This window comes from Bradyrhizobium sp. 155, from assembly GCF_023101105.1.
Classification (GTDB): domain Bacteria; phylum Pseudomonadota; class Alphaproteobacteria; order Rhizobiales; family Xanthobacteraceae; genus Bradyrhizobium; species Bradyrhizobium canariense_D.
On record NZ_CP064704.1, the window covers coordinates 2,533,264 to 2,552,131 of the forward strand.

Below are 18,868 nucleotides of genomic sequence, written 5' to 3' on the forward strand. Positions count from 1 at the left end.
GGACGGCATAATGGGATTGATGTCCAGGGCGCTTTGGCACGTGAACCGATCGCCACTCCGTTGGGCGGTGAAGTCGGGCGTCAGCGCTTGGCACTTGGGCGAGAAGCAGAAGCGGCGACGCCAGGCCGAACTGCTGACTGTGTCCGCCCTCGAGAAAGCCAAGGCCGACGACTTGAACCGGAATGGTTATGCCGTCGTCACCGAGTTGATGGACCCTTCGATCCAGCAGACGTTCGCGGATGCCGGGGTGATGAGGTTGAAAGATATTGAGGGGCTCGAGGCGAAGCAGAGTTCGAATTGGAAGAAGTTCTGGGTGCGCCTGCTTGATGCGGAGATGCAGAACGGCCAGCTCAGTGCAGACAACATCTTCGTTCGGTACGCGATGCAGAGTTCGGTCGTCAACGTCATCTCGACCGCACTAGGTGAACTTCCCTGGCTCGACTACGTGCTGTTATCCTATTCCCGCCACACCGGCGAGAATCTGGCGTCATCTCAGCTCTGGCATCGCGATCATGACGACGTCCGGGTGATCAAGCTCTTCAGCTATCTGACCGACGTCGAGGACGACGCCGACGGTCCGTTCACGTTCCTGCCGAAGCAGTCGACGGACAAGTTCGGCTATCCCCTCCTAGGGAGCCATTTTTCTGACGAGCAGGTATTCGATAAAGTCCCGCGCGGCGACATCAAGGTGATGAAGGCGCCACGGCTGACGTCCTTCATGGTGGACACGACCAGATGTCTGCACATGGGTAGCCGAATGGGCCCAGGGCATGGACGGCTTCTGTACACGGCGACATTCTTCTCCTTCCCGCGGATGTTCCCCGCCGCCAAGAACCGGCCGTTCTTCGCCACCCCGAACACCACCGACTTCCAGAAGCTCCTCCTGGGTCTGTGATGGAGAGGTTTCCTGATATCGTAATGGGCCTCCGAAAGAGCGTTCGGTGACATTCAGGCCTGCCATGAAGCTTGCTTCGCGACTGGAGCTGTCGAGGGCTTATGCCATCGACATTGCGCGCAGTCTTCGCCGGATCGCGTTTAAGAACATCCGCCGAACCCATGACATCGTCGACGCAGAGTATAACGCCGGGGAATGGGGCCGGATTCTCTCGGAGCGCGCGTGGCTTCGCGAAGGTTCGCTCGAGGATTTTCTGGTCGGGCATAACGACGCGCCACGTCTCGCCAAGGTCGACGGCCAGATCGTTCGAATTTCCACCAGCGACTACTATCGATACCGGCTGGGAGCGCTTTCGCAATTGATGTCGCGGCACGCCGGCGAAGCGACTTCGCTCCTCGAGCTTGGCGCAGGCTTCGGATACAATCTGTTCTCGCTTGGCCTCGACTCGCGCTGGAGCAGGCTGCGCGGTCTGGATATCGCTCCGAACGGCATCGAAGCCGGACGGCAGATTGCAGGCCATTTTCAGCTCGATAACCGGATCAGCTTCGGCCGCATCGACCTGACCGACCCTGCCGATGCCGCTTTCTCGGAGCTCGCGGGCGCGACGATCCTGACCTATTTCTGCATCGAACAGATACCGCACGCGGTCGAGGCCGTCGTGGATCATATCTTGAAGGCGCGCCCTGCGCGCGTCATCAACATTGAACCTGCGATCGACATATTGCGGCTTTCCGATCCGCGCGACATTGCGAGCCGAATCTACATCCGGTCCATGGATTACCAGACCCGGTTGTGGACGCTGCTCGACGAATTGGAGCGCAAGGGCCGCATTCGCGTGATCGCAAGGGAGCGCATGAATTTCGCGCCCACGCTGCATAATGATGGATTACTTTATGCTTGGGAGCCGCTGAGAGATCCGTGCTAGCCCGGGGCAAGCTGGGGCTTGGGGGCGGCCGGCCTTGACGGGGGAAAGATGCAAGTCTCGTGGTTGAGCTTGGAAGGCCTGTTTCCGGCGATGCTCTGCATCATGGCTGCCGGTGTCGTGCTTGTCGCCATGGGACGGATCGCGATAACCCGGCCTGGCCTTTTGCTGATCGTGTTCTTTTTCCTTTTCGCCTTCGCCTGGCGGCTTGTCTCGGTTCTCTATATTGACGTATTCGGACCGATTTTCTCCGAGCAACTGGAAAGGGAGATCGGGCCCGGTCTCGCTGTCCTGCCGCTTGCAGCGTCCCAGGGGCTCGTAATCGCGGCGCTGCTCTTCTCTTTTCGTCCGCGACGCATGCGCGCTCTGTCGTCCGAATCCGTCGTCCGGCTCTCTGGCTTGCTCAAGGCGGGGCGATGGGATCTGTCTGGCTTGGCGTTTTACGTCATTGGACTGTTTGTACTTGCGCTCTGGTTGGAATTGCTCGCGAGGGGGCCGATTCCTCTGTTCATCGGACTCGAGCGGTTCGACTATTCGCGATTGTATGGCGGACCTTTGCATCGACGTCTGCTGGAGTGGGGCCCGATGCTCGTGTTTCAGCTCGGCGTTCTCTTGGCGCTGCCCGCGTTGCACGGCAGGCCGCTAGATCGTCGGTTTGGAATGCTGCACGGTGCCGTGATGCTGTACTTGTTTGCGGTCGGGCATCGCTTTTCGTCGTTCTATCTCTATCTCTCTTTTTTCATGATCCCATTGGGAGCCGTCCTGATGGGGCGTCAGTCGACCGAACAACCCTCCTTCCTAAAGATGTTGCGGAGTTTGTGGCTGCCGGGCCTCGGGTTTCTTGCGTTGGTCGGAACTGCGCTGGTCTATTCCTACACCGTCGTTCGAGGCGCCGAAGTCGCCGAGCTTCAGAGCAAGCTGGTGCAACGCATCCTCGTGCAGCAGGGCGAAATGTGGTGGGTGACATATACGCGCGTCTTTGTGCATTTCGACTGGAACTCCAGCCTAGCCGTTTTCAAACTGTTCGTTGCCCCGTTTGATCCGAACCGTAACTCGACCATGCAATTCCTAATGGAAATGGGGCTTCCGCTTGAGCGCGCCCAATTCATCCTCCAGCAAGGCTCGGCCTACACCGGCGGTTGGCCCGAAGTGCTCTTCGAATTGGGAGGGCCGGTCGAAGGTTTTTGTCTCGTCGCCATTTCCGCCATATTGTTTTCTGAGTTCATGTTCTTGCTGACGCGCTGTATCGTCGAAGAGCGCTATGCCACCTGCTTTTTCTTGACACCCATTTTGTTTGCGGTTTCGATTTTCATGGTGTCGGGAATGGTCAATTCCTTCATACAGTTCACATTTGCCATGAAGCTCGCTGCTTCCGTCTTCGTGTATGTTCTGGAGGACCGATGGCGGCGAAGTTTGATTGTGACTGTGTCATCGAATTTAGGCGAACGTGTCGCGTAACGGGAAAGGACCGCAGCATGGATAAGACGCAGAGGCGGATATCACTCGCTGAATATGTGGGCGAGCTGTCCACATTTCTCGGTCGGTCGGTGCGGCAGCATCTGACCGTGATTCCGCTGGGCACGCTGGCTGCGATGCTCGTTACATTCTTCCTCAGCCAGACGGTGCCCGCGACCTACAGCGCGAGAGCCAGTGTTCGCCTGGCCCGTCTTGACGGCCAGGATCTTATGACACCACAGGCAACGGCCGCCCACATGAATATGCGGACGTTTCTGACCCGAGCCCTGGGTACGGCAGGGCCGGCGGACGGTAGCAACCAGCGCGACCGAAGCCTCATCCTGGACAGCTTCAACGCGCGTCCGAATACGTCGGATTCATTGATTCTCGTCCTAATTGCAACGAGCGAACAGCAGGCCCTCAATGCGTTAGGGGCTACGGTACAGCAGTTGAACAAGGATCAGGAAAAGCTGCGCAGTCCTCTGCTCTCTGAGCTCGAAGCGCAGCTCGCTTTGGCCGATTCAAACGTCGCCAGCCTGACGCGAATTCGCGAATCGTTGGCGACGAGCGATTCGATCATGCCTTCCACGACCGGCGACGCAGCCGCGCTAGCATTGCGGCGAGTATGGCTGCTCGACCTGATGGCGAGAAACGAAGAGAAGCTAGCCGCCGCAAACGCAGAACTGCGCGCGCTAGCGACAAGGAAAGGGTCTACGAAGACCTATCCGGCGTCTTTGAGCGAAGATGTGTTGATCGCGCAAGTGTCGCCGCAACCAGTTCGACACGCGCTCTTCGCTGGCGCAATTGCCTTACTCGCCTTGCTGCTGTACGCGATGATCCGGCTGCCGCGCTCGGCCCGCGTAGATTAGTGGCTCATGGCGCATGTGGGAATCATGATAAGACAAGCTGCAATCCTCGTCGGCGGTCTAGGGACACGGCTCGGCGAACGAACGCGGCTCGTTCCGAAGCCCCTGCTTGAAGTTGGGGGCAGACCTTTCCTCGACTACCTGCTGGACGAGCTGACACGCTACCCGACCATCCATGACATCGTGTTGCTCGCCGGTCATCGCGCCGAGGTCGTGCTGGAGGCTTACCACGGCAAGCGCTGGCGCGGTGCATCGGTCACGGTCGTGTGCGAACCGTCCCCGTCTGGCACTGGCGGCGCCTTGAAACACGCCGCGGCGGTTTTGCAAGACCGTTTCTTTCTTCTGAACGGGGACTCCTGGTTCGATTTCAACTTGCTGGACCTCGCTGTGCGCGCGGAGACCTCGTCCGCGATCGTTCATATGGCGCTCAAGCGAGATCAGGCGGGCGACCGCTACGGGCGCGTTCGGCTCGAAGGGAACACCGTCAAGAGCTTCCTCACGGCAGGGGCCGAGCCGAGCGGACCGATCAACACCGGCGTCTATTGTGTCGATCGCAAGATCTTCGGTTCCATCGACGAGATGCCATGCTCGCTCGAGCAGCAGGTGTTTCCGCGGCTGGTCGCCGAGGGGCATCTTGTTGCCAATCTATATGACGGCTTCTTCATCGATATTGGCATTCCCGCCGATTTCGGGCGGGTGCAGAGCGAACTACCCAACAGGTTGAACCGTCCCGCGGTGTTCTTTGACCGTGACGGCGTGCTTAACGTCGACAAAGGCTATGTCCATCGGGTTGAAGACTTCGAGTGGGTCATCGGTGCACGCGAGGCGATCAAGCTCTGCAACGATCTCGGCTACTACGCTTTCGTCGTCACCAATCAGTCGGGCGTTGCACGCGGCTATTATGGCGTCGACGACGTTCACCGGCTCCATGACTGGATGAATGGCGAACTCGCGGTGGTCGGCGCCCACATCGACGACTACCAATATTGTCCGTATCACGAAGAGGGCACAGTCGAGGCATTTCGGCGCGCCAGCGACCGGCGTAAGCCTGCGCCGGGCATGATCCTCGATTGTATGAAGGCCTGGCCGGTCCGGAAGGAGGGGAGCTTGCTCGTCGGCGACAACAGCCGAGACGTCGAAGCGGCGCACGCCGCGGGGCTGCCGGGCCACTTGTACAGAGAGGGCGATTTGGCAATGTTCCTTCGTCCGCTAATCAGCTCTCTAGCAACGCGCTAGGGTCCGGTTGGCCTTGGGAGCCGCTCGCGCCTGAAATGACGCTTTTGTTGCGCCCTTCGGGGTTGTAATGTTACGTCAGGTCAGGAAGCAACCGAGCACGGCTGGCGTATATGCGATTGTCCTCAGGTCTCAAGCATCACATTTGGCGCGCTGCCATGGGAGCAATGCCATTTCCGATCTTCGCCAAGGCACGAGATTCCTCTTATTGGCAGAAGCACTGGAAAGAGAAGCAGCACGCAAACGAGTTCGGCGGGTACGCTGCATCCACTCCGCTCAAAAAGTGGTTCGCAAGACAAGTCATCGATCTCCAGCCGAAATCCGTTCTGGAGCTGGGATGCAATGTCGGCGCCAATCTTCGCGAGATTCATGCGCTCGACGCCTCTGTTAATCTATATGGGATCGAGCTGAACGATCGTGCGATCCAGTATGGAACTGAGAACGCGGTGGCGAAAGATGCGCGGATGATTCAAGGTTCCATGGCTGATGCCAAGCTTCTCATGCAGCAACGCAATATTACGGAAGTCGATATTGTATTTAGTTCCGCAGCTGCAATGCACTGCGATGACAATATCTTCGCCGCAGCAAAGGATGCCGCTCTATCGCTCGCCACAAAAGCGATTGTGCACCTCGAATTCAACGCGTGGAGCCCCGCCGACCTTCACAATTGGCGCGGTTGGCGAAATTCGTTCGTCAGTGACAGGTGGATCCGCGATTATGCTGGAGAATATCGAGGTCACCCGAGGGTCGAACGCATCGAAACTGTGGGCATTCCGCTTGACATAAACTTCATGGACAATATCGGACGCGTGATGATTAGCGATGTCACTGGTTTGATAGTCGTGCACTTGAAGAAGGCCGGATCTGAAGCAGCCTGATCGACTTGAGAGCTGGCGCAATTTGGCCTGCGCGCCTCAAGCCACACGGCATCAGATTTGGTGCGTCATTCGGCGGCGCTTGTAACGACGCGGCCTAGCTGCGGCTGATCGCGCGGAACATGTATTCGGCCTGTTCCCAGTCCTCAAGCGTATCGATGTCCTGGACATATATCCGCGGCAGGATGATGCCGATGGATTGCTCGCCAAACAAAGGCACGTCGTCACGATATGCGGCGGCCGTTCCCCAGTAGAATTGTCCCGCATCGTGGTAGGCCGGCTCGAGGTCCTGAGAGCGGGTCAGACGGTGGTCCGGATAAAAGGGATCGACCCGTCCGGAGGTTGAGATGCGCACGGCGCGCTGGATCGGAAACGCATAGCTCGTGACCGAGAAAGCGAAGGCTGCGTCCGAACCGGTGAGGGCATCGTGGCCCTCGCGCAGATAATGTGGCTGAATCAACGGCGCGGTCGCATAGATGCAGCAGGCTTTGCTGATGTCGTTGCCTCCCTCAATGAACCAGGTGACGGCGTGTTTGACGACAGCATTGGTGCCGGTAAAGTCGTCAGAAATCTCCTTCGGCCGGACAAACGGCGTTGTCGCGCCGAATTGACGTGCCACAGTGGCGATCTCCTCGTCGTCGGTGGATACGACGACCTCGTCGAACAGCCCGCTGTCGCGGGCCGCATCGATCGAGTAGGCAATAATGGGCTTACCGCAGAACGGCCGGATGTTCTTGCGCGGGATGCGCTTGCTTCCGCCTCGCGCCGGGATGACGGCGATCTTCACGTGAGGATCTTCGTGAGTGCCGCGACGACGGCGTCTTGCTCGGCATCCGTCATCTTCGAGAACAACGGCAGCGTGATGGCGTCTTGGTAGTAGCTCTCTGCCTCCGGGAACATGCCGAAACTGAATCCAAGGCGCTGATAGTACGGCTGGGTGTGTACCGGAATGTAGTGCACGTTGACCCCGATACCTGCGGCCCGCAACGCCTCGAAGACCTGGCGCCGACTGAGCTTGATTTCGTTCCGCCGCAGCCGGATCACGTAGAGGTGCCAGGCCGAATTCGTGTCCGGATGTTGCCATGGGCAGATCACCGGCAGTTTGGCGAGAAGCGCGTCGTAACGCGCCGCGAGCTCGCGCCGGCGCGCAACAAAGGCATCGAGCCGGTCGAGCTGGCTGGCGCCCAGTGCGGCCTGGATGTCGGTCATGCGGTAGTTAAAGCCGAGCTCGACCTGCTCATACATCCAGGGACCATAGCGGTCCTCGTTCGAACGCCGCGCGTCGATCGGATCGTGCTGCACCGGGCGGACGATGCCGTGAGTGCGCAGGTAGCCAAGGCGCTCCGCCAGTCCCCGATCGCTGGCGAGTATCATGCCCCCTTCGCCGGTCGTGATGATCTTTACCGGGTGGAAGCTGAAGATCGCCATGTCGCTTAGCTGGGCGGCACCGATCTTTCGTCCCAGATATTCGCCGCCCACCGCGTGCGAAGCGTCTTCAATGATGTGAAAGCCGTAGCGGTTCGCGAGGGAACGGATCTCTGTCATCTCGCAGGACTGGCCGGCAAAATGCACAGGAATGACGATCTTTGGCACCCGTCCCTGGGTGCTTGCCTGCGCGAGCTTCTCCGCGAGCGCCGTGACGCTCATGTTGTAGGTCCGGGGGTCTATGTCGACGAAATCGACGCTGGCTCCGCAATAGAGCGCGCAGTTGGCCGAGGCGACGAACGTGTTCGGTACGGTCCACAAGATGTCGCCGGGACCGAGATCAAGCGCAAGGCAGGCAATATGAAGCGCTGCAGTCGCGTTCGAGACCGCGACGGCATGTTCTGCGCCGCAGTAACCGGCCATTGCCTGCTCGAAACGTGGCCCAGCCTGCCCTTGGGTGAGCCAGTCCGACTTCAGCACCTGAGTGACAGCATCGATATCCTGTTCAGAGATATCCTGGCGCCCATAGGGGATCATTGCACGGCAATCTCGTTGAATTCCCTGATCTCGGCAACGTCGAGGAAGTGATCGTTCTTGCCGGAGTTGTATTCGAATCCGTCAGACACCGCCTCGCCGCGCTCACCGATCGCGTTGGCGAGATAGTCGACATCCCGGCGGAAAAACTTGATCGTCGGTTTGATCACGAAGTGATCGTGGAATTTCAGGGTCAGGTGCGAGTCGTCGGTCGGGCACATGACTTCATGGAGCTTCTCGCCCGGACGGATGCCGATCACCCGGGTTGGAAGTGCGGGGGCCATGGCTTTCGCCAGGTCGGAGATGCGAACCGAAGGGATCATCGGAACGAAGATCTCGCCGCCCGACATGCGCTCAAAGCTCTTGGTGACGAAGTCGACACCTTGCTGCAGCGATATCCAAAAGCGCGTCATGCGCGGATCGGTGATCGGCAGATGATCGGCACCGGCCGCGATCAGCTTGTTGTAGAGCGGCACGATCGATCCACGGGACCCAACGACGTTGCCGTAGCGGACGACACTGAACATTGTACGGTGACCGCCGGCCATGTTGTTGGCGGCGATGAACAGCTTGTCCGATGCGAGCTTGGTCGCGCCGTAGAGATTGATCGGCTGCGCGGCCTTGTCCGTCGATAACGCGATCACCTTCTCGATGTCCGACTCCAAGGCCGCTTGGATTACGTTCTCCGCGCCATGAATGTTGGTCTTGATGCACTCCATGGGGTTGTATTCGGCAGCGGGAACCTGCTTCAACGCCGCGGCATGGACAACGAAGTCGATCCCCTTCATGGCGGTGCGAAGACGCTCGCCGTCCCGTACGTCGCCGATGAAGTAGCGCATCTCAGGCTGATCGAATTCCTGCTGCATCTCATATTGCTTCAGCTCGTCGCGCGAATAAATCACGACGCGGCGTGGCTTGAAATCCTTGAACAGGCAGCCGACGAACTTCTTCCCGAACGATCCTGTACCTCCGGTGATCAGAATAGCTTTATCATTGAACATGTTAGCTCTTGCGCCAGACCGATTTTTCGGAAAATGGGGGAATGGCGGTGGTTACCACACACTCCTGCCGCCGTCTATGACCAGGTTCTGACCGGTCATGTAGCTCGATGCATCCGAGCAGAGGAACTGCACCGCGGAGCGGTATTCGTCGACCTCGGCCATGCGCCCCATGGGGATCAGGCGCGTCAGCCGATCGACGAAGGCGGGGTCCTGGTTGTTGAAAACACCGCCCGGCGAGATCGCGTTGACGCGCACGCCGTGATCGGCCCAGTAGGTCGCCAGATATTTCGTCAGCCCGATCAAGCCGTGCTTGATCACCGAGTAGGTCACGGGCTTCACGGGCTGTTCTTCTTCGCGCGTCACTTGCGGCTGGCGATAGAGCCGCTGATCCGGCGCGATCACGCCGAGATCGGAGGCGATGTTGAGGATGACGCCGCGCCCGTGTTTGGCCATGTCGCCGCCGAACACCTGCGCGCATAACATCGCGCCGGTCAGGCCGACGGCGATCTCGGTCTGCCATTGCGGCACCGGGAACGCCTCGAAGCGCGAGGAGTGCATGACGCCAGGACTCGACGTCACCTTCGGGTCGATGGCGGCGTTGTTGACGAGGATGTCGACGGCGATGCCGCGGCCTGCGAGCTGCTCGTTCGCAGCACGCACCGAGTCGAGCGAGGTGACGTCGATCGCAAGGGCGATCAGATCGGCTGAAGCGGCGATCTGCTTCAGCGCGGCGACGGCGGCTTCGGCTTGCGTCAAGCCCACATCGGTGACGACCACGCGCGCGCCGGCTTCGCTGAGCGCCGCAACATGCTGCTTGCCCAATAGGCCGCCGGCGCCGGTCACGAGTGCGGTCCGTCCGGTCAGGTCGTAGCGGGAGGAGGGGTTTGCCATCGAAGGCTCCTGTTCAGCTTCTGAGCTGGCCGCCGTCGGCCACCATCACGCTGCCGGTCATAAAGGCGGCACGGGGCGAAGCAAGGAAGGCGACGACGCCGGCGATCTCCTCGGGAGTGCCGAGCCGGCGTAACGCCACCTCGCGCTGGAGCATGTCGTCGACCGCCTGCTTGTTTTCGGCGATCTTGCGCGCCCAGGTCCCGTCCGGGCTCAAGATGTTTCCAGGCGCGACCGCATTGATACGGATGCCTTCCAGCGCCAGCGGCCGCGCTAGACCGCGCACGGTCGCATTCAGTGCCGCTTTGGCGGCGTAGTAGGCGACCGGCGCGCCGAGTGCGGCCATGCCTGCGATCGAGGAGATGCAGACGATGGCGCGATCGCCGCTGCCACGCGCCATCAGCGGCCGGGCCGCCTCGATCATGTTGGTGGTGGCGAAGAGATTGAGGTCCATCACCCGCGACCACTCCGCCGCGGTTTCCTGCCCCGGGGGCACGGACGCGCCGCTGCCGACATTGCAGACGAGGATGTCGAGCCGGCCCCACTGCTTTTCGACGTCCTGAACAAGGCCCGTGGCGGCGGCGGGATCGGTGACGTCGGCAACGTGAATAGAGTTCCGCCCGCCGATGGCCTCGCGCGCGGCGTTCAGCGCATCGGCGCCGCGTGCCGCAAGCGCGACCTTGGCGCCTTCTGCCGCGAGCGTTGTCGCGATTGCAAGCCCGATCCCGCGGCTGGCGCCGGTGACGAGAGCGACGCGATCGTCCAGCTCTAGCTTCATCGCGCCGCGTCCTCGATCCAGCGAACCGTCATGTCGCGGTATTTTGCCAGCGCGCCGGCGTGGTCGCCGTCGACGGCACGCGCTGTCTGCAGGATGTATTGGCCCTTGTAGCCGGATCGCTCGATCAGCCGGATCGTCTTGGCAAGGTCTGCGTCGCCGGTACCGAGCGGCACGGTCGTCCCGCCGCGAACGCGGTCTTTCACGTGCACATTGAGGATGCGCGGCGCGTAGGCGCCGATCTCCTCGTCGCTGTCATAACCGAGCGAGGCGCTGTTGCCGCTATCGTAGTTGATGCCGAAGACGTGGGCTGGATATGCCTCCATGAACCGGGCGAGCTCGCGCGGCGGCAGATCGGATTCGAAGACGATCTTGACGTTCCGTCTCGCAAGCTGCTCGGAGCGAGCGAGCAACACGCGCTTCAACGTATCGCTGTCGCTCTCGCGCTCGATCTTGCCGTTGTCGACCAGCGGGATCACGATGAATTCGATGCCGATGCGGCTACAGGAGGCGATCAGCAGATCGAGGTCGGCGACGAGCGCGTCGCGCACGACGGCATCGACCTTCCAGAACGGCGCCTGCATGAAGCAGTCGCCGGTCAGGCTCGGCATCCGCACGCCGTTCTCGCGTGACAGCGCCAGAATGTTCTGTTGACCCAGCTCGGTCGTCAGCGGGTTCTCGCGCAGCCGTTCCTGATCGATGGTCCATTCCATCCGCGTCAGGCCGAGCTCTTTCGCACGCGAGAATTCCTCGCGCCACTCGTCCCAGGGGAATGCCTGGATCTTGCCGTCGACGAGAGCCGAAAGCCTGCCTTGCATGAAGCCGATGCGTTCGAGCGTTGCGGTCACGGTTGCTTGTCCGAGTTGATGGCAAGGCCCTTTGTGGTCCAGCCGCCGTCGACGAAGAGTTCCTGTCCGGTCACATAGGCGGAGGCTTCTGACGCCAGGAAGACGGCGGCTCCCACCATGTCGGCAGGCTGTCCCCAACGCCCGAGCATCGTTTGGCGGCGCCTCGCCTCGTGCATGTCGGGATCGGCAAAACTCTTCGCGGTCATCTCGGTCGCGACATAGCCGGGCGCGAGTGCGTTGACGCGGATTCCGTCGGGCGCATAATCGGCGGCGAGCGCACGCGTCAGTCCGGCAAGACCGGCCTTCGCCGCCACGTAACCGGGATTTCCGGGAAAGCCGCGGACCGAATTGATGCTGGTGACGTTGATGATCGCAGCAGAGCCCGCGTTCTTCAGAAGCGGATAGGCGGCAAGGATGGTGGCGTAGACGCCGGTGAGGTCGGTTGCGACCGTGACGCGGAAGCGCGCGAGCTCGCTCCCGGCGCTTTGGGCCGGCAGGCTGATGCCGGCGGCGTTGACCAGCGCGTCGATGCGTCCGCCTTGAGCGGTCACGATGCGGAATGCGCTCTCGATGGCCTCGTCATCGGAGAGATCGCAGGCAATCGCGCTCACGCCCTGTGGTGCGGTCCCGGAACGGCTGAGGCCGAACACCGTGGCGCCCGCATCCTTCAGGCCGGTCGCGATCGCAGAGCCAATGCCGCGGGAGGCGCCGGTGACGACCGCGATCTTGCCGGCAAGAGAAAAGGCGCTGAGGTCATGCATAGCCGTAACTACGCATGATGGCAGCGCAAAGCTTGACGTCCTCGGGACGATCGATCTGGAACATCTTGTGACGATCCATCACGTGAAAACCGATCTTGCCGCCGAGACGATTGTTCAGCTCGCGCAGGAGTGATGGGATCAGGACGTAAAACGAGCCGTTCTCCAGGTAGCGCTTCTCGATCTGCTGCCGCATGCGCCGATTGCGATAGTCGTAATTGATCGGCTCCGGCCCGCTCGCGCCGATACGCCAGTTGAAATAATCCTCGACCTCGCAGACCGAGAGCAGGCTGTCGAGATGGTCGCGATCGAAGGTCGAAAGCGCGTCCTCGATGTCGCTGGACTGGCGGATCGGCGACGTCGCCTGGAGCGCGACGATCCGCTCAAACCGTCCCATTCGCTCGTCGATCGCATTGAGTGCGTGCAGCCACGCTGATTCGGAGGAGGCGAGGTCACCCGAAATGTCTTCGGGGCGCCGCACGCCGATGGCGCCGGCGGCTTCGGCCGCGGCGATGATGCTGTCGCTGTCGGAAGAGACTGCCACGACGTCGACGCCGCGCGCCGCGCGTGCCTGCTCGACCGTCCACGCGATCAACGGCTTGCCGCAGAGATCGAGCAGGTTCTTGTGCGGAATGCCCTTGGAGCCGCCGCGCGCAGCGATCACGGCCAGTGTCTTGCGCGCCATCAGATATGCCCCTCGAGACGCTCGAGCGCGATCCAGAAGCCTTCACCCATGTTCTTGTGGCCCTGCCAGATTTCCGGGATGAAGGACGCGGTCGGGGCATGCTTGCGCAGCACCCGCCCGATCTCGTCGAAATCGATCTCGCCTTCGCCGACCTGGAGCCCTTCGCCGTCGAGCCCCTTGGCGTCCCCGAAATGCAGATGCGCAGTGTGCGGCCCGAGCTGCGCCAAGCCTTGTGCGAAGTCGAAGCCGAAATGGTTGGCGGCGAGCTTGGTGTGCGAGATGTCGACGCACATCCGCAGATCATGCTTGGCGCAAAACGCGGCCGATTCTTCCGGGAAGATGAAAATATTCTGGTGGCGCTGGCCGCCGAAATGCCAGGGGAACGGCGCCATGGTCTGCGGCGTCAGCTCGACGCCGTCCATGTCGAGCTCCTTCAGGCTCTGGGCGAAGATGCGGTAGCGCTCGGCCTTGTCCGCCGGCGGCAATGGCTCGTCCATGGTGAAACCGCCGATATTGGCGACGATGGGCGGGCGCTTCGTCTTGGGAAAGAATTTCTTCAGGCCGCGGGTGATGTCGATCACGGCCTGGGTCTGCTCCAGCGAATATCGCCGCAGCGCCTCGTCGGGGGTTGCGAGGTCCATCAGCTTGGAGCCGGCAAACAGCTCCGGCGCATGCACGACGAAGCCGAGATCATAGGTGCCGGAGAGATACGTCGCGGGATCGCGTTCCATGTCGCTGTAGCTGAGATGGAACTCGATGATATCTGGCTCGCAGATCTCCAGGAAGCGCTCGGTGTCGTGATAGCGCACCGGCACGCCCCAGGGCCGGTCGAAGCGGTAGCGCCGCGCTTTTGCGGTACCTTCGTCGAGGTCGCTCTGGAAGAAATAATCATCGCCCGCCATCGTCCGCGTCAGCTTGCGGCCGAGCAGCGCCGGCATCTTCAGCGGCGACAGGCCCTGACCCGGGCTCTTCACGGCGATGTCGCGGTCGGAGATCACGGTGCCGGCCGGAAGGTCGCGCGCGGCCACCAGGCTCTTGGCAAGGTTTTCACGGTTGATCAGCTCACCCTGGCTCAGCGCGCGCTCTGCCAGTTTCTCGCCGCGCGCCGCCTCCACCTCGCGGATGCCCGAGACCAGCGTCTTGAATTCCTCCGGCTCGAGGCTCGCGGCGTGGTCCGGACCTTCCATCCCGCGGTCGAGCGTGATGTGGCGTTCGATGACGATGGCGCCAAGCGCCACCGCGGCCGTCGAAACGGCGACGCCGCGCTCGTGCCCCGAATAGCCGACGAGCGGATGGATCTCGCGCAGCGTTTCCATGAAACGCAGATGGATGTTGTGGAGCGCGGCCGGATACGTGCTCTGGCAGTGCAGCAGCACGTAGCTCGCATCGCGGTCGTCGAGGAATTTCGCCGCGGTCTTGATTTCGTCCGTCGTGCTCATGCCGGTCGAGACGATCAGCGTCTTGCCGGTGGCGGCAAGGCACGCCAGCAGCGGCAGATTGGTGAGATCGGCGGAGGCGACCTTGTAGGCCAGCACGCCGAACTCTTCGAGGACGGCGACGCTCTTTGCGTCCCAGGGCGTGCAGAGATACTGAATACCCTTTGCTGCGCAGTACTCGGCGATTTTCTTTTGCTGTGCGGGCGGGAGCTCGAAGCGGCGCAGCAGATCGAGCGTATATTCGACGGCGAGGTCGTCGTCCTTCCCGGACAGGCTCGAAGCGCGATAGACCTCGTCGAGCTTGCGCATCTGGAATTTGGCGCAATCGGCACCGGCCGCGACCGCGGCATCGACCAGCGCAATGGCGCGATCGAAATCGCCATTGTGGTTGTTGCCGATCTCGGCGATGACGTAGCAGGGTTCGCCATCGCCCAGAAGACGGTTGCCGATGCGGACGGGGGCAGGCTGGTTGGGCGATGTCATCAACATTCTCGTCTCATATCGTCAGGCGAATCGCGCGGGAAAGCGCGACTTCCACGTCCGCAGCCCGTTTTCTTCGAACATGATGCGCGAACAGCTGTGCCCCTGCTGTTCCAGTGCGGCAATGAGCTGATAGCGCTCGAACGGACGCACGAAGAACATGAAGTAACCGCCGCCGCCGGCGCCCAGTAGTTTGCCGCCGACCGCGCCGTTCTGTTTGGCGAAATCGTAGATCGCATCGATCGCGTCCGACGAGATCTTCGAGCTCAGCTTCCGCTTGGCGTGCCAGGCGTCGTCGATCAGCCGACCGCATTCCAGCAGCTGGCCGCGCAGCAGATGTCGCCGGATGTCGCGCGTCACTTCCTTCTGCTTGGCGGCCGCAGCGACGGCGTCGCTGGTCTCGTGCTGCGCCTTCTGGTCGCGGTGGATGGCGCCGGAATCGCGGCCCGAGCCGGTGTAGCAGAGCACAAGGCTCTCCTCGAGTTCGGCGATGATGTTGGGATCGAGACGAAGCGGCACGATGGTGTTCTGGTCGGAGAAAAACTCCATGTGATTGAAGCCGCCGAACACGGTGGCGTACTGATCCTGCCAACCGCCGGGAATGTTGAGCATCAGCCGCTCGGCCTGGAACGCCATCTCGGCGACCTCGTGACGGTCCCACTGATCGCCGCGAAATTCGTTGAAGCAGCCGATGATGGCGGACGAGACCACCGCCGACCCACCGAGGCCGGAGCCGACAGGGAAGTCGGCGGACACTTCGAGTTCGAAGCCGTAAGTCGGCTTGATCAGGCGGACGACCGACTTGATCAGGGCGAGATCGCCGCCCGAGCCAAGTTCTGCGAGATCGTCAACCTCGATCGTACAGCGGAAATCGTGCGAATAGATTCGGATGCTGGGATCGCTCCGTCGCCGCAGCGTCGCGTGAGCGTACATCTTGATCGTGGCGTTGATGACAGCGCCGCCGTCATTTGCCACGAAATAATGCGTCAGGTCGGTGCCGCCGCCGGAGAAGCTGATCCGCACCGGCGAGCGCGCGCGCGCGAACACTTCGCTCTCTTCCGACAGGTTGAACAGCTCGCGGCTGAACACGTCGACCAGCCGTCCCTCGCCATCGAGGATCGGCACCACGTGCACCCGCTGGTCGAGCAGCTTGAGGATCTGTTCGCGCGGCCCGCCGGCATGCGCCCAGGCGAAGTTGCGATTGATGCAGGTCGCGACCCGGTCGTGGATCGTGATGCCGGTCAACATGCGCCTGCGGATGTCGCCGTCGGTCACCGCGCCCACGATCCGCCCGCCTGCATCCTGAGCAAACAGGATGCCGAGCATGTTGGCGTTGAGGCGCCGAAACGCTTCTTGAATCGTCTCGGTCTCGGCGATGATCACGAGGCTCGTGTCTATCAAGGTCGCGGATCCAAAAAGGTTTAGGTAATTCAGGTCCTTATCCCCGGTCGAGCCGTTAGAAAAGGTCTGAACCACGGCCTTGATACGCCAAGGTGGGCAGACGACGCAAGTTGCCCCTCAGGCGCAACTCATGATTGCCGGGGACCGTGCCGATCTGAGTGGTACAAGCTCAACATTCCAGGTGTTTTTCGAAACGGCACTGGTCGCAGTGCTCGTAATTGGTTATTCGGCGTCCGGTGTCGTTCCACGATAAGCGCCTCCCCAAATCGGTTGTTGAAGGGTCGAGCCTGCATGTTTTCTCCCCAGATCCCACAGGAAACGTTGGATCGGGCTTCCGGGGCGAGCCAGGCTTCGTCTGAAGCAGCCGCCATTTGCTTCGCGGCGATCTTCACATGCGTGATGTCAGCGACATCGGCCATGGCATGCGCAATCGTGCGCTTGCCATTGGGAAGTCCCCACTGGTTTGTGTTTGTGAAGTCGTTTCTGCTGTTGGCGGGGGCAGTATCCTGCCTGATGGTATTGACCTCACATCGCCGACATCAGCTCCGCACGAGCCATGCCAAGGTGGTTCTCTCGGCCATTGCGATCATTTTTCTGCCATGCCTCGCTTGGTTCGGTCCCGTCTTTGCCGACATCATCGTCTATCCAATTTTGCTTGGAACGATCTTCTTGGGCCTGCAGCGCACCATCGTGGTCGTGCGCGACATGGCACGACGCACGTCGATGCTGGCTGTTGTTTGCGGCTGTGGTGCGGGGATTGGTTATTTCTTCGTGGTGAACTCAAAGGGGTATGCCACTGTCCTCACGCCGGAACAGGCACTAACGGGCCTGCAGCACCTCGATACGCTTTTTCATGCGTCTATTGCCAACATGCTCGTTAACTCCGGGCATTTAAGCACGGGATTGGACGGCCTCATGCCGATCAAGTACCATGTGCTGTCCCACATATGGATGGCATGTGTCGGCCTTTGGCTCGGCGTCACGACTCTCGAGGCCTACTATCTCGCAGCGCAAATCATAGCCATCCCGTTGTTGTTCTTCGTCTTGATCATGGCCGGCTTGCTGCTGCGGCGTCCAGCACAGGGATTGACTAACGGTGCCCTCGTCACGTTGATGCCGCTCCTGCTCTTGATGGTTGCCGATCTCTGGGGGGCGACTTCGTATCTTGTTTCTGAAAGCTATTTGGTCTCTCTCCTTCTGCTCTTGCTTGCGATGCCGCTGCTTGCAGAGATTGCCGATGAGAGATCGTCGCTCGGGCCTCCCCTGATAGCCCTGGCGATCGCGGGAACGTTGGTTTTGTTCGCAAAGATTTCAGTCGGTGTGATCTTATGGGGAGTCGTGGGATATTTACTGTGGCGACGACTGGGATTGACTCTTCTGAATTTCATCAAAGTTGCGGCCCCGATTGCGCCACTGGTCGGGCTTGCCAGCGTAGTCAGTTCCCCCGACGCCGGCACTTATGTCCATGCGCTGAGTCCGCTCAGTTTTGTGCGCGAGTATCCCCGCCTAGCGCTTCCAAACATCGCGGCCAATCTGGTCCTGCTTTATGGTGCCGTGCGCCTTTGGCTCGCCGGGTCGTTGGACGAGAAACGGCTGGCAGAAGCGTTTGCACTCTTTGCGATGGGAAGCCTCGTTCCAGCTCTCCTGCTCGACATTGCGGGAGGCTCGGCGTTCTATTTCGCGAATGTCGGGACCTTTGTCTGTATCGCCTTCTTAACGGCCTATGGCGCTCCGATGCTCGAAAGGCTGCAGCTTCGGGCGTTTACTCCCGGTATGATACTGCTCGTGATCGTCTTCATCGCCCTCGCGACGAATGAGAAGAGACGCAGCTCCATCGAGTTCACGAGGCAGTTTCAGGAATTGCGCGCGCGGGCCCATGTGCTCGCCGGCAGGGGCGATGTGGCGCCGTTGCCAACCTTGCGCGCGATGGCAGCGCTGCTATCGCCCGCCGGTAGCGTTCGCGGAGAGATTGGCGATGACGTGAGGCATACGCCGGGAGCGCAGTCTATACAGACGTTGCTTTCATTGGGTGCGGCGCAGACGCACCGTACCGCGGTGTTCGTCGCGCCGAACGATCGGTCGTTCTGGACGAACAATATCGACTGTCGAGGGGACTCGTTCTTCGTTCCAGCAATCCTCGGCGTGCCGATGTTGAAAGGGCTCAGCCCTCCAGAATTCAAGTGTGGGAGGGATATCTACTACACGACCAGCCTCTACAAAAACGATGCGATTTCGGAAGTCGCTGGCGACGCGCAGCTTTGCGCGAGGGCATCTATTTTCGGGCTGAATACTATTCTGGTCCTGTCGGCTCCGGACGAGGGTCGGAGAATGAGTTGCCCTGTCTCGAAACAGTAAGCTGCGCGAACTTTAGCCCCTGCTTCTCACGATAAT

Annotated in this window: 17 protein-coding genes; 7 read left to right on the forward strand and 10 right to left on the reverse strand. The window is 60.9% G+C overall.

Translation table 11 applies throughout. From position 1 onward, the window contains the following. Positions 1 to 94 precede the first annotated feature (94 nt). From IVA93_RS12260 to IVA93_RS12285, 6 genes are all read left to right on the forward strand, one after another. Positions 95 to 895, forward strand: a complete 801-nt coding sequence (locus IVA93_RS12260) for a hypothetical protein (RefSeq protein WP_247367451.1) — start codon at positions 95 to 97, stop codon at positions 893 to 895. A gap of 46 nt (positions 896 to 941) precedes the next feature. Continuing rightward, positions 942 to 1,820 carry a class I SAM-dependent methyltransferase gene (locus IVA93_RS12265; protein ID WP_247367458.1) on the forward strand — a complete coding sequence of 293 codons (879 nt, stop codon included), beginning with the start codon at positions 942 to 944 and terminating at the stop codon, positions 1,818 to 1,820. 69 nt (positions 1,821 to 1,889) lie between these two features. Beyond that, positions 1,890 to 3,275, forward strand: coding sequence for a DUF6418 domain-containing protein (locus IVA93_RS12270; RefSeq protein WP_247789812.1), 1,386 nt, complete (start codon positions 1,890 to 1,892; stop codon positions 3,273 to 3,275). Between the two features lie 17 nt (positions 3,276 to 3,292). Continuing rightward, positions 3,293 to 4,141, forward strand: a complete 849-nt coding sequence (locus IVA93_RS12275) for a hypothetical protein (protein WP_247789813.1) — start codon at positions 3,293 to 3,295, stop codon at positions 4,139 to 4,141. A 6-nt stretch (positions 4,142 to 4,147) separates the two neighbouring features. Beyond that, the gene (locus IVA93_RS12280) at positions 4,148 to 5,374 is read left to right on the forward strand and encodes an HAD-IIIA family hydrolase (RefSeq protein WP_247485297.1); all 1,227 of its coding nucleotides are present in this window, start codon (positions 4,148 to 4,150) and stop codon (positions 5,372 to 5,374) included. Positions 5,375 to 5,529: 155 nt separating this feature from the next. Continuing rightward, positions 5,530 to 6,249, forward strand: coding sequence for a class I SAM-dependent methyltransferase (locus tag IVA93_RS12285; RefSeq protein ID WP_247367471.1), 720 nt, complete (start codon positions 5,530 to 5,532; stop codon positions 6,247 to 6,249). 94 nt (positions 6,250 to 6,343) lie between these two features. Here IVA93_RS12285 and pseF read toward each other — a convergent pair whose 3' ends face one another. The 10 genes from pseF to IVA93_RS12335 are packed head-to-tail and all read right to left on the reverse strand — an operon-like array spanning position 6,344 to position 16,477. Beyond that, entirely contained in the window at positions 6,344 to 7,033 is a 690-nt protein-coding gene (pseF, locus tag IVA93_RS12290) for a pseudaminic acid cytidylyltransferase (RefSeq protein WP_247541645.1), read from the reverse strand. Next, positions 7,030 to 8,208 carry a UDP-4-amino-4,6-dideoxy-N-acetyl-beta-L-altrosamine transaminase gene (pseC, locus tag IVA93_RS12295; protein WP_247367476.1) on the reverse strand — a complete coding sequence of 393 codons (1,179 nt, stop codon included), beginning with the start codon at positions 8,206 to 8,208 and terminating at the stop codon, positions 7,030 to 7,032. The genes pseF and pseC overlap by 4 nt, the downstream gene beginning before the upstream one ends. Further along, the gene (gene pseB / locus IVA93_RS12300) at positions 8,205 to 9,206 is read right to left on the reverse strand and encodes a UDP-N-acetylglucosamine 4,6-dehydratase (inverting) (RefSeq protein ID WP_247367478.1); all 1,002 of its coding nucleotides are present in this window, start codon (positions 9,204 to 9,206) and stop codon (positions 8,205 to 8,207) included. The genes pseC and pseB overlap by 4 nt, the downstream gene beginning before the upstream one ends. 51 nt (positions 9,207 to 9,257) lie before the next feature. Continuing rightward, positions 9,258 to 10,097: an SDR family oxidoreductase gene (locus IVA93_RS12305; RefSeq protein ID WP_247367483.1), complete on the reverse strand. Its 840-nt coding sequence runs from the start codon at positions 10,095 to 10,097 to the stop codon at positions 9,258 to 9,260. Positions 10,098 to 10,110: 13 nt separating this feature from the next. After that, positions 10,111 to 10,872: an SDR family NAD(P)-dependent oxidoreductase gene (locus IVA93_RS12310; protein ID WP_247789814.1), complete on the reverse strand. Its 762-nt coding sequence runs from the start codon at positions 10,870 to 10,872 to the stop codon at positions 10,111 to 10,113. Then, positions 10,869 to 11,717, reverse strand: a complete 849-nt coding sequence (locus IVA93_RS12315; protein WP_247367491.1) for a sugar phosphate isomerase/epimerase family protein — start codon at positions 11,715 to 11,717, stop codon at positions 10,869 to 10,871. Before IVA93_RS12315 ends, IVA93_RS12310 begins: the two co-directional genes overlap by 4 nt. Next, positions 11,714 to 12,478, reverse strand: a complete 765-nt coding sequence (locus IVA93_RS12320) for an SDR family oxidoreductase (protein WP_247541648.1) — start codon at positions 12,476 to 12,478, stop codon at positions 11,714 to 11,716. Before IVA93_RS12320 ends, IVA93_RS12315 begins: the two co-directional genes overlap by 4 nt. After that, on the reverse strand, positions 12,471 to 13,160 hold the full coding sequence (locus IVA93_RS12325; RefSeq protein WP_247367496.1) for an acylneuraminate cytidylyltransferase family protein: 690 nt from the start codon (positions 13,158 to 13,160) through the stop codon (positions 12,471 to 12,473). The genes IVA93_RS12320 and IVA93_RS12325 overlap by 8 nt, the downstream gene beginning before the upstream one ends. Beyond that, on the reverse strand, positions 13,160 to 15,085 hold the full coding sequence (locus tag IVA93_RS12330; protein ID WP_247367498.1) for an N-acetylneuraminate synthase family protein: 1,926 nt from the start codon (positions 15,083 to 15,085) through the stop codon (positions 13,160 to 13,162). The genes IVA93_RS12325 and IVA93_RS12330 overlap by 1 nt, the downstream gene beginning before the upstream one ends. A gap of 15 nt (positions 15,086 to 15,100) precedes the next feature. Continuing rightward, complete coding sequence (locus IVA93_RS12335; RefSeq protein WP_247367499.1) at positions 15,101 to 16,477, reverse strand: GHMP family kinase ATP-binding protein; 1,377 nt, start codon at positions 16,475 to 16,477, stop codon at positions 15,101 to 15,103. A gap of 291 nt (positions 16,478 to 16,768) precedes the next feature. Between IVA93_RS12335 and IVA93_RS12340 the strand changes: the two genes are divergently transcribed. Continuing rightward, positions 16,769 to 18,832: a hypothetical protein gene (locus IVA93_RS12340; RefSeq protein WP_247367501.1), complete on the forward strand. Its 2,064-nt coding sequence runs from the start codon at positions 16,769 to 16,771 to the stop codon at positions 18,830 to 18,832. The last annotated feature ends 36 nt before the right edge of the window (positions 18,833 to 18,868 follow it).

What these genes read in the sequence shown, in the direction of transcription:
- IVA93_RS12275 (WP_247789813.1), top strand. Translation starts at nt 3,293, where the DNA reads ATGGATAAGACGCAGAGGCGGATATCACTCGCTGAATATGTGGGCGAG.
- IVA93_RS12280 (WP_247485297.1), top strand. Translation starts at nt 4,148, where the DNA reads ATGGCGCATGTGGGAATCATGATAAGACAAGCTGCAATCCTCGTCGGC.
- IVA93_RS12285 (WP_247367471.1), top strand. Translation starts at nt 5,530, where the DNA reads ATGGGAGCAATGCCATTTCCGATCTTCGCCAAGGCACGAGATTCCTCT.
- pseC (WP_247367476.1), bottom strand. Translation starts at nt 8,208, where the DNA reads ATGATCCCCTATGGGCGCCAGGATATCTCTGAACAGGATATCGATGCT.
- pseB (WP_247367478.1), bottom strand. Translation starts at nt 9,206, where the DNA reads ATGTTCAATGATAAAGCTATTCTGATCACCGGAGGTACAGGATCGTTC.
- IVA93_RS12305 (WP_247367483.1), bottom strand. Translation starts at nt 10,097, where the DNA reads ATGGCAAACCCCTCCTCCCGCTACGACCTGACCGGACGGACCGCACTC.
- IVA93_RS12310 (WP_247789814.1), bottom strand. Translation starts at nt 10,872, where the DNA reads ATGAAGCTAGAGCTGGACGATCGCGTCGCTCTCGTCACCGGCGCCAGC.
- IVA93_RS12320 (WP_247541648.1), bottom strand. Translation starts at nt 12,478, where the DNA reads ATGCATGACCTCAGCGCCTTTTCTCTTGCCGGCAAGATCGCGGTCGTC.
- IVA93_RS12325 (WP_247367496.1), bottom strand. Translation starts at nt 13,160, where the DNA reads ATGGCGCGCAAGACACTGGCCGTGATCGCTGCGCGCGGCGGCTCCAAG.
- IVA93_RS12330 (WP_247367498.1), bottom strand. Translation starts at nt 15,085, where the DNA reads ATGTTGATGACATCGCCCAACCAGCCTGCCCCCGTCCGCATCGGCAAC.
- IVA93_RS12340 (WP_247367501.1), top strand. Translation starts at nt 16,769, where the DNA reads ATGTTTTCTCCCCAGATCCCACAGGAAACGTTGGATCGGGCTTCCGGG.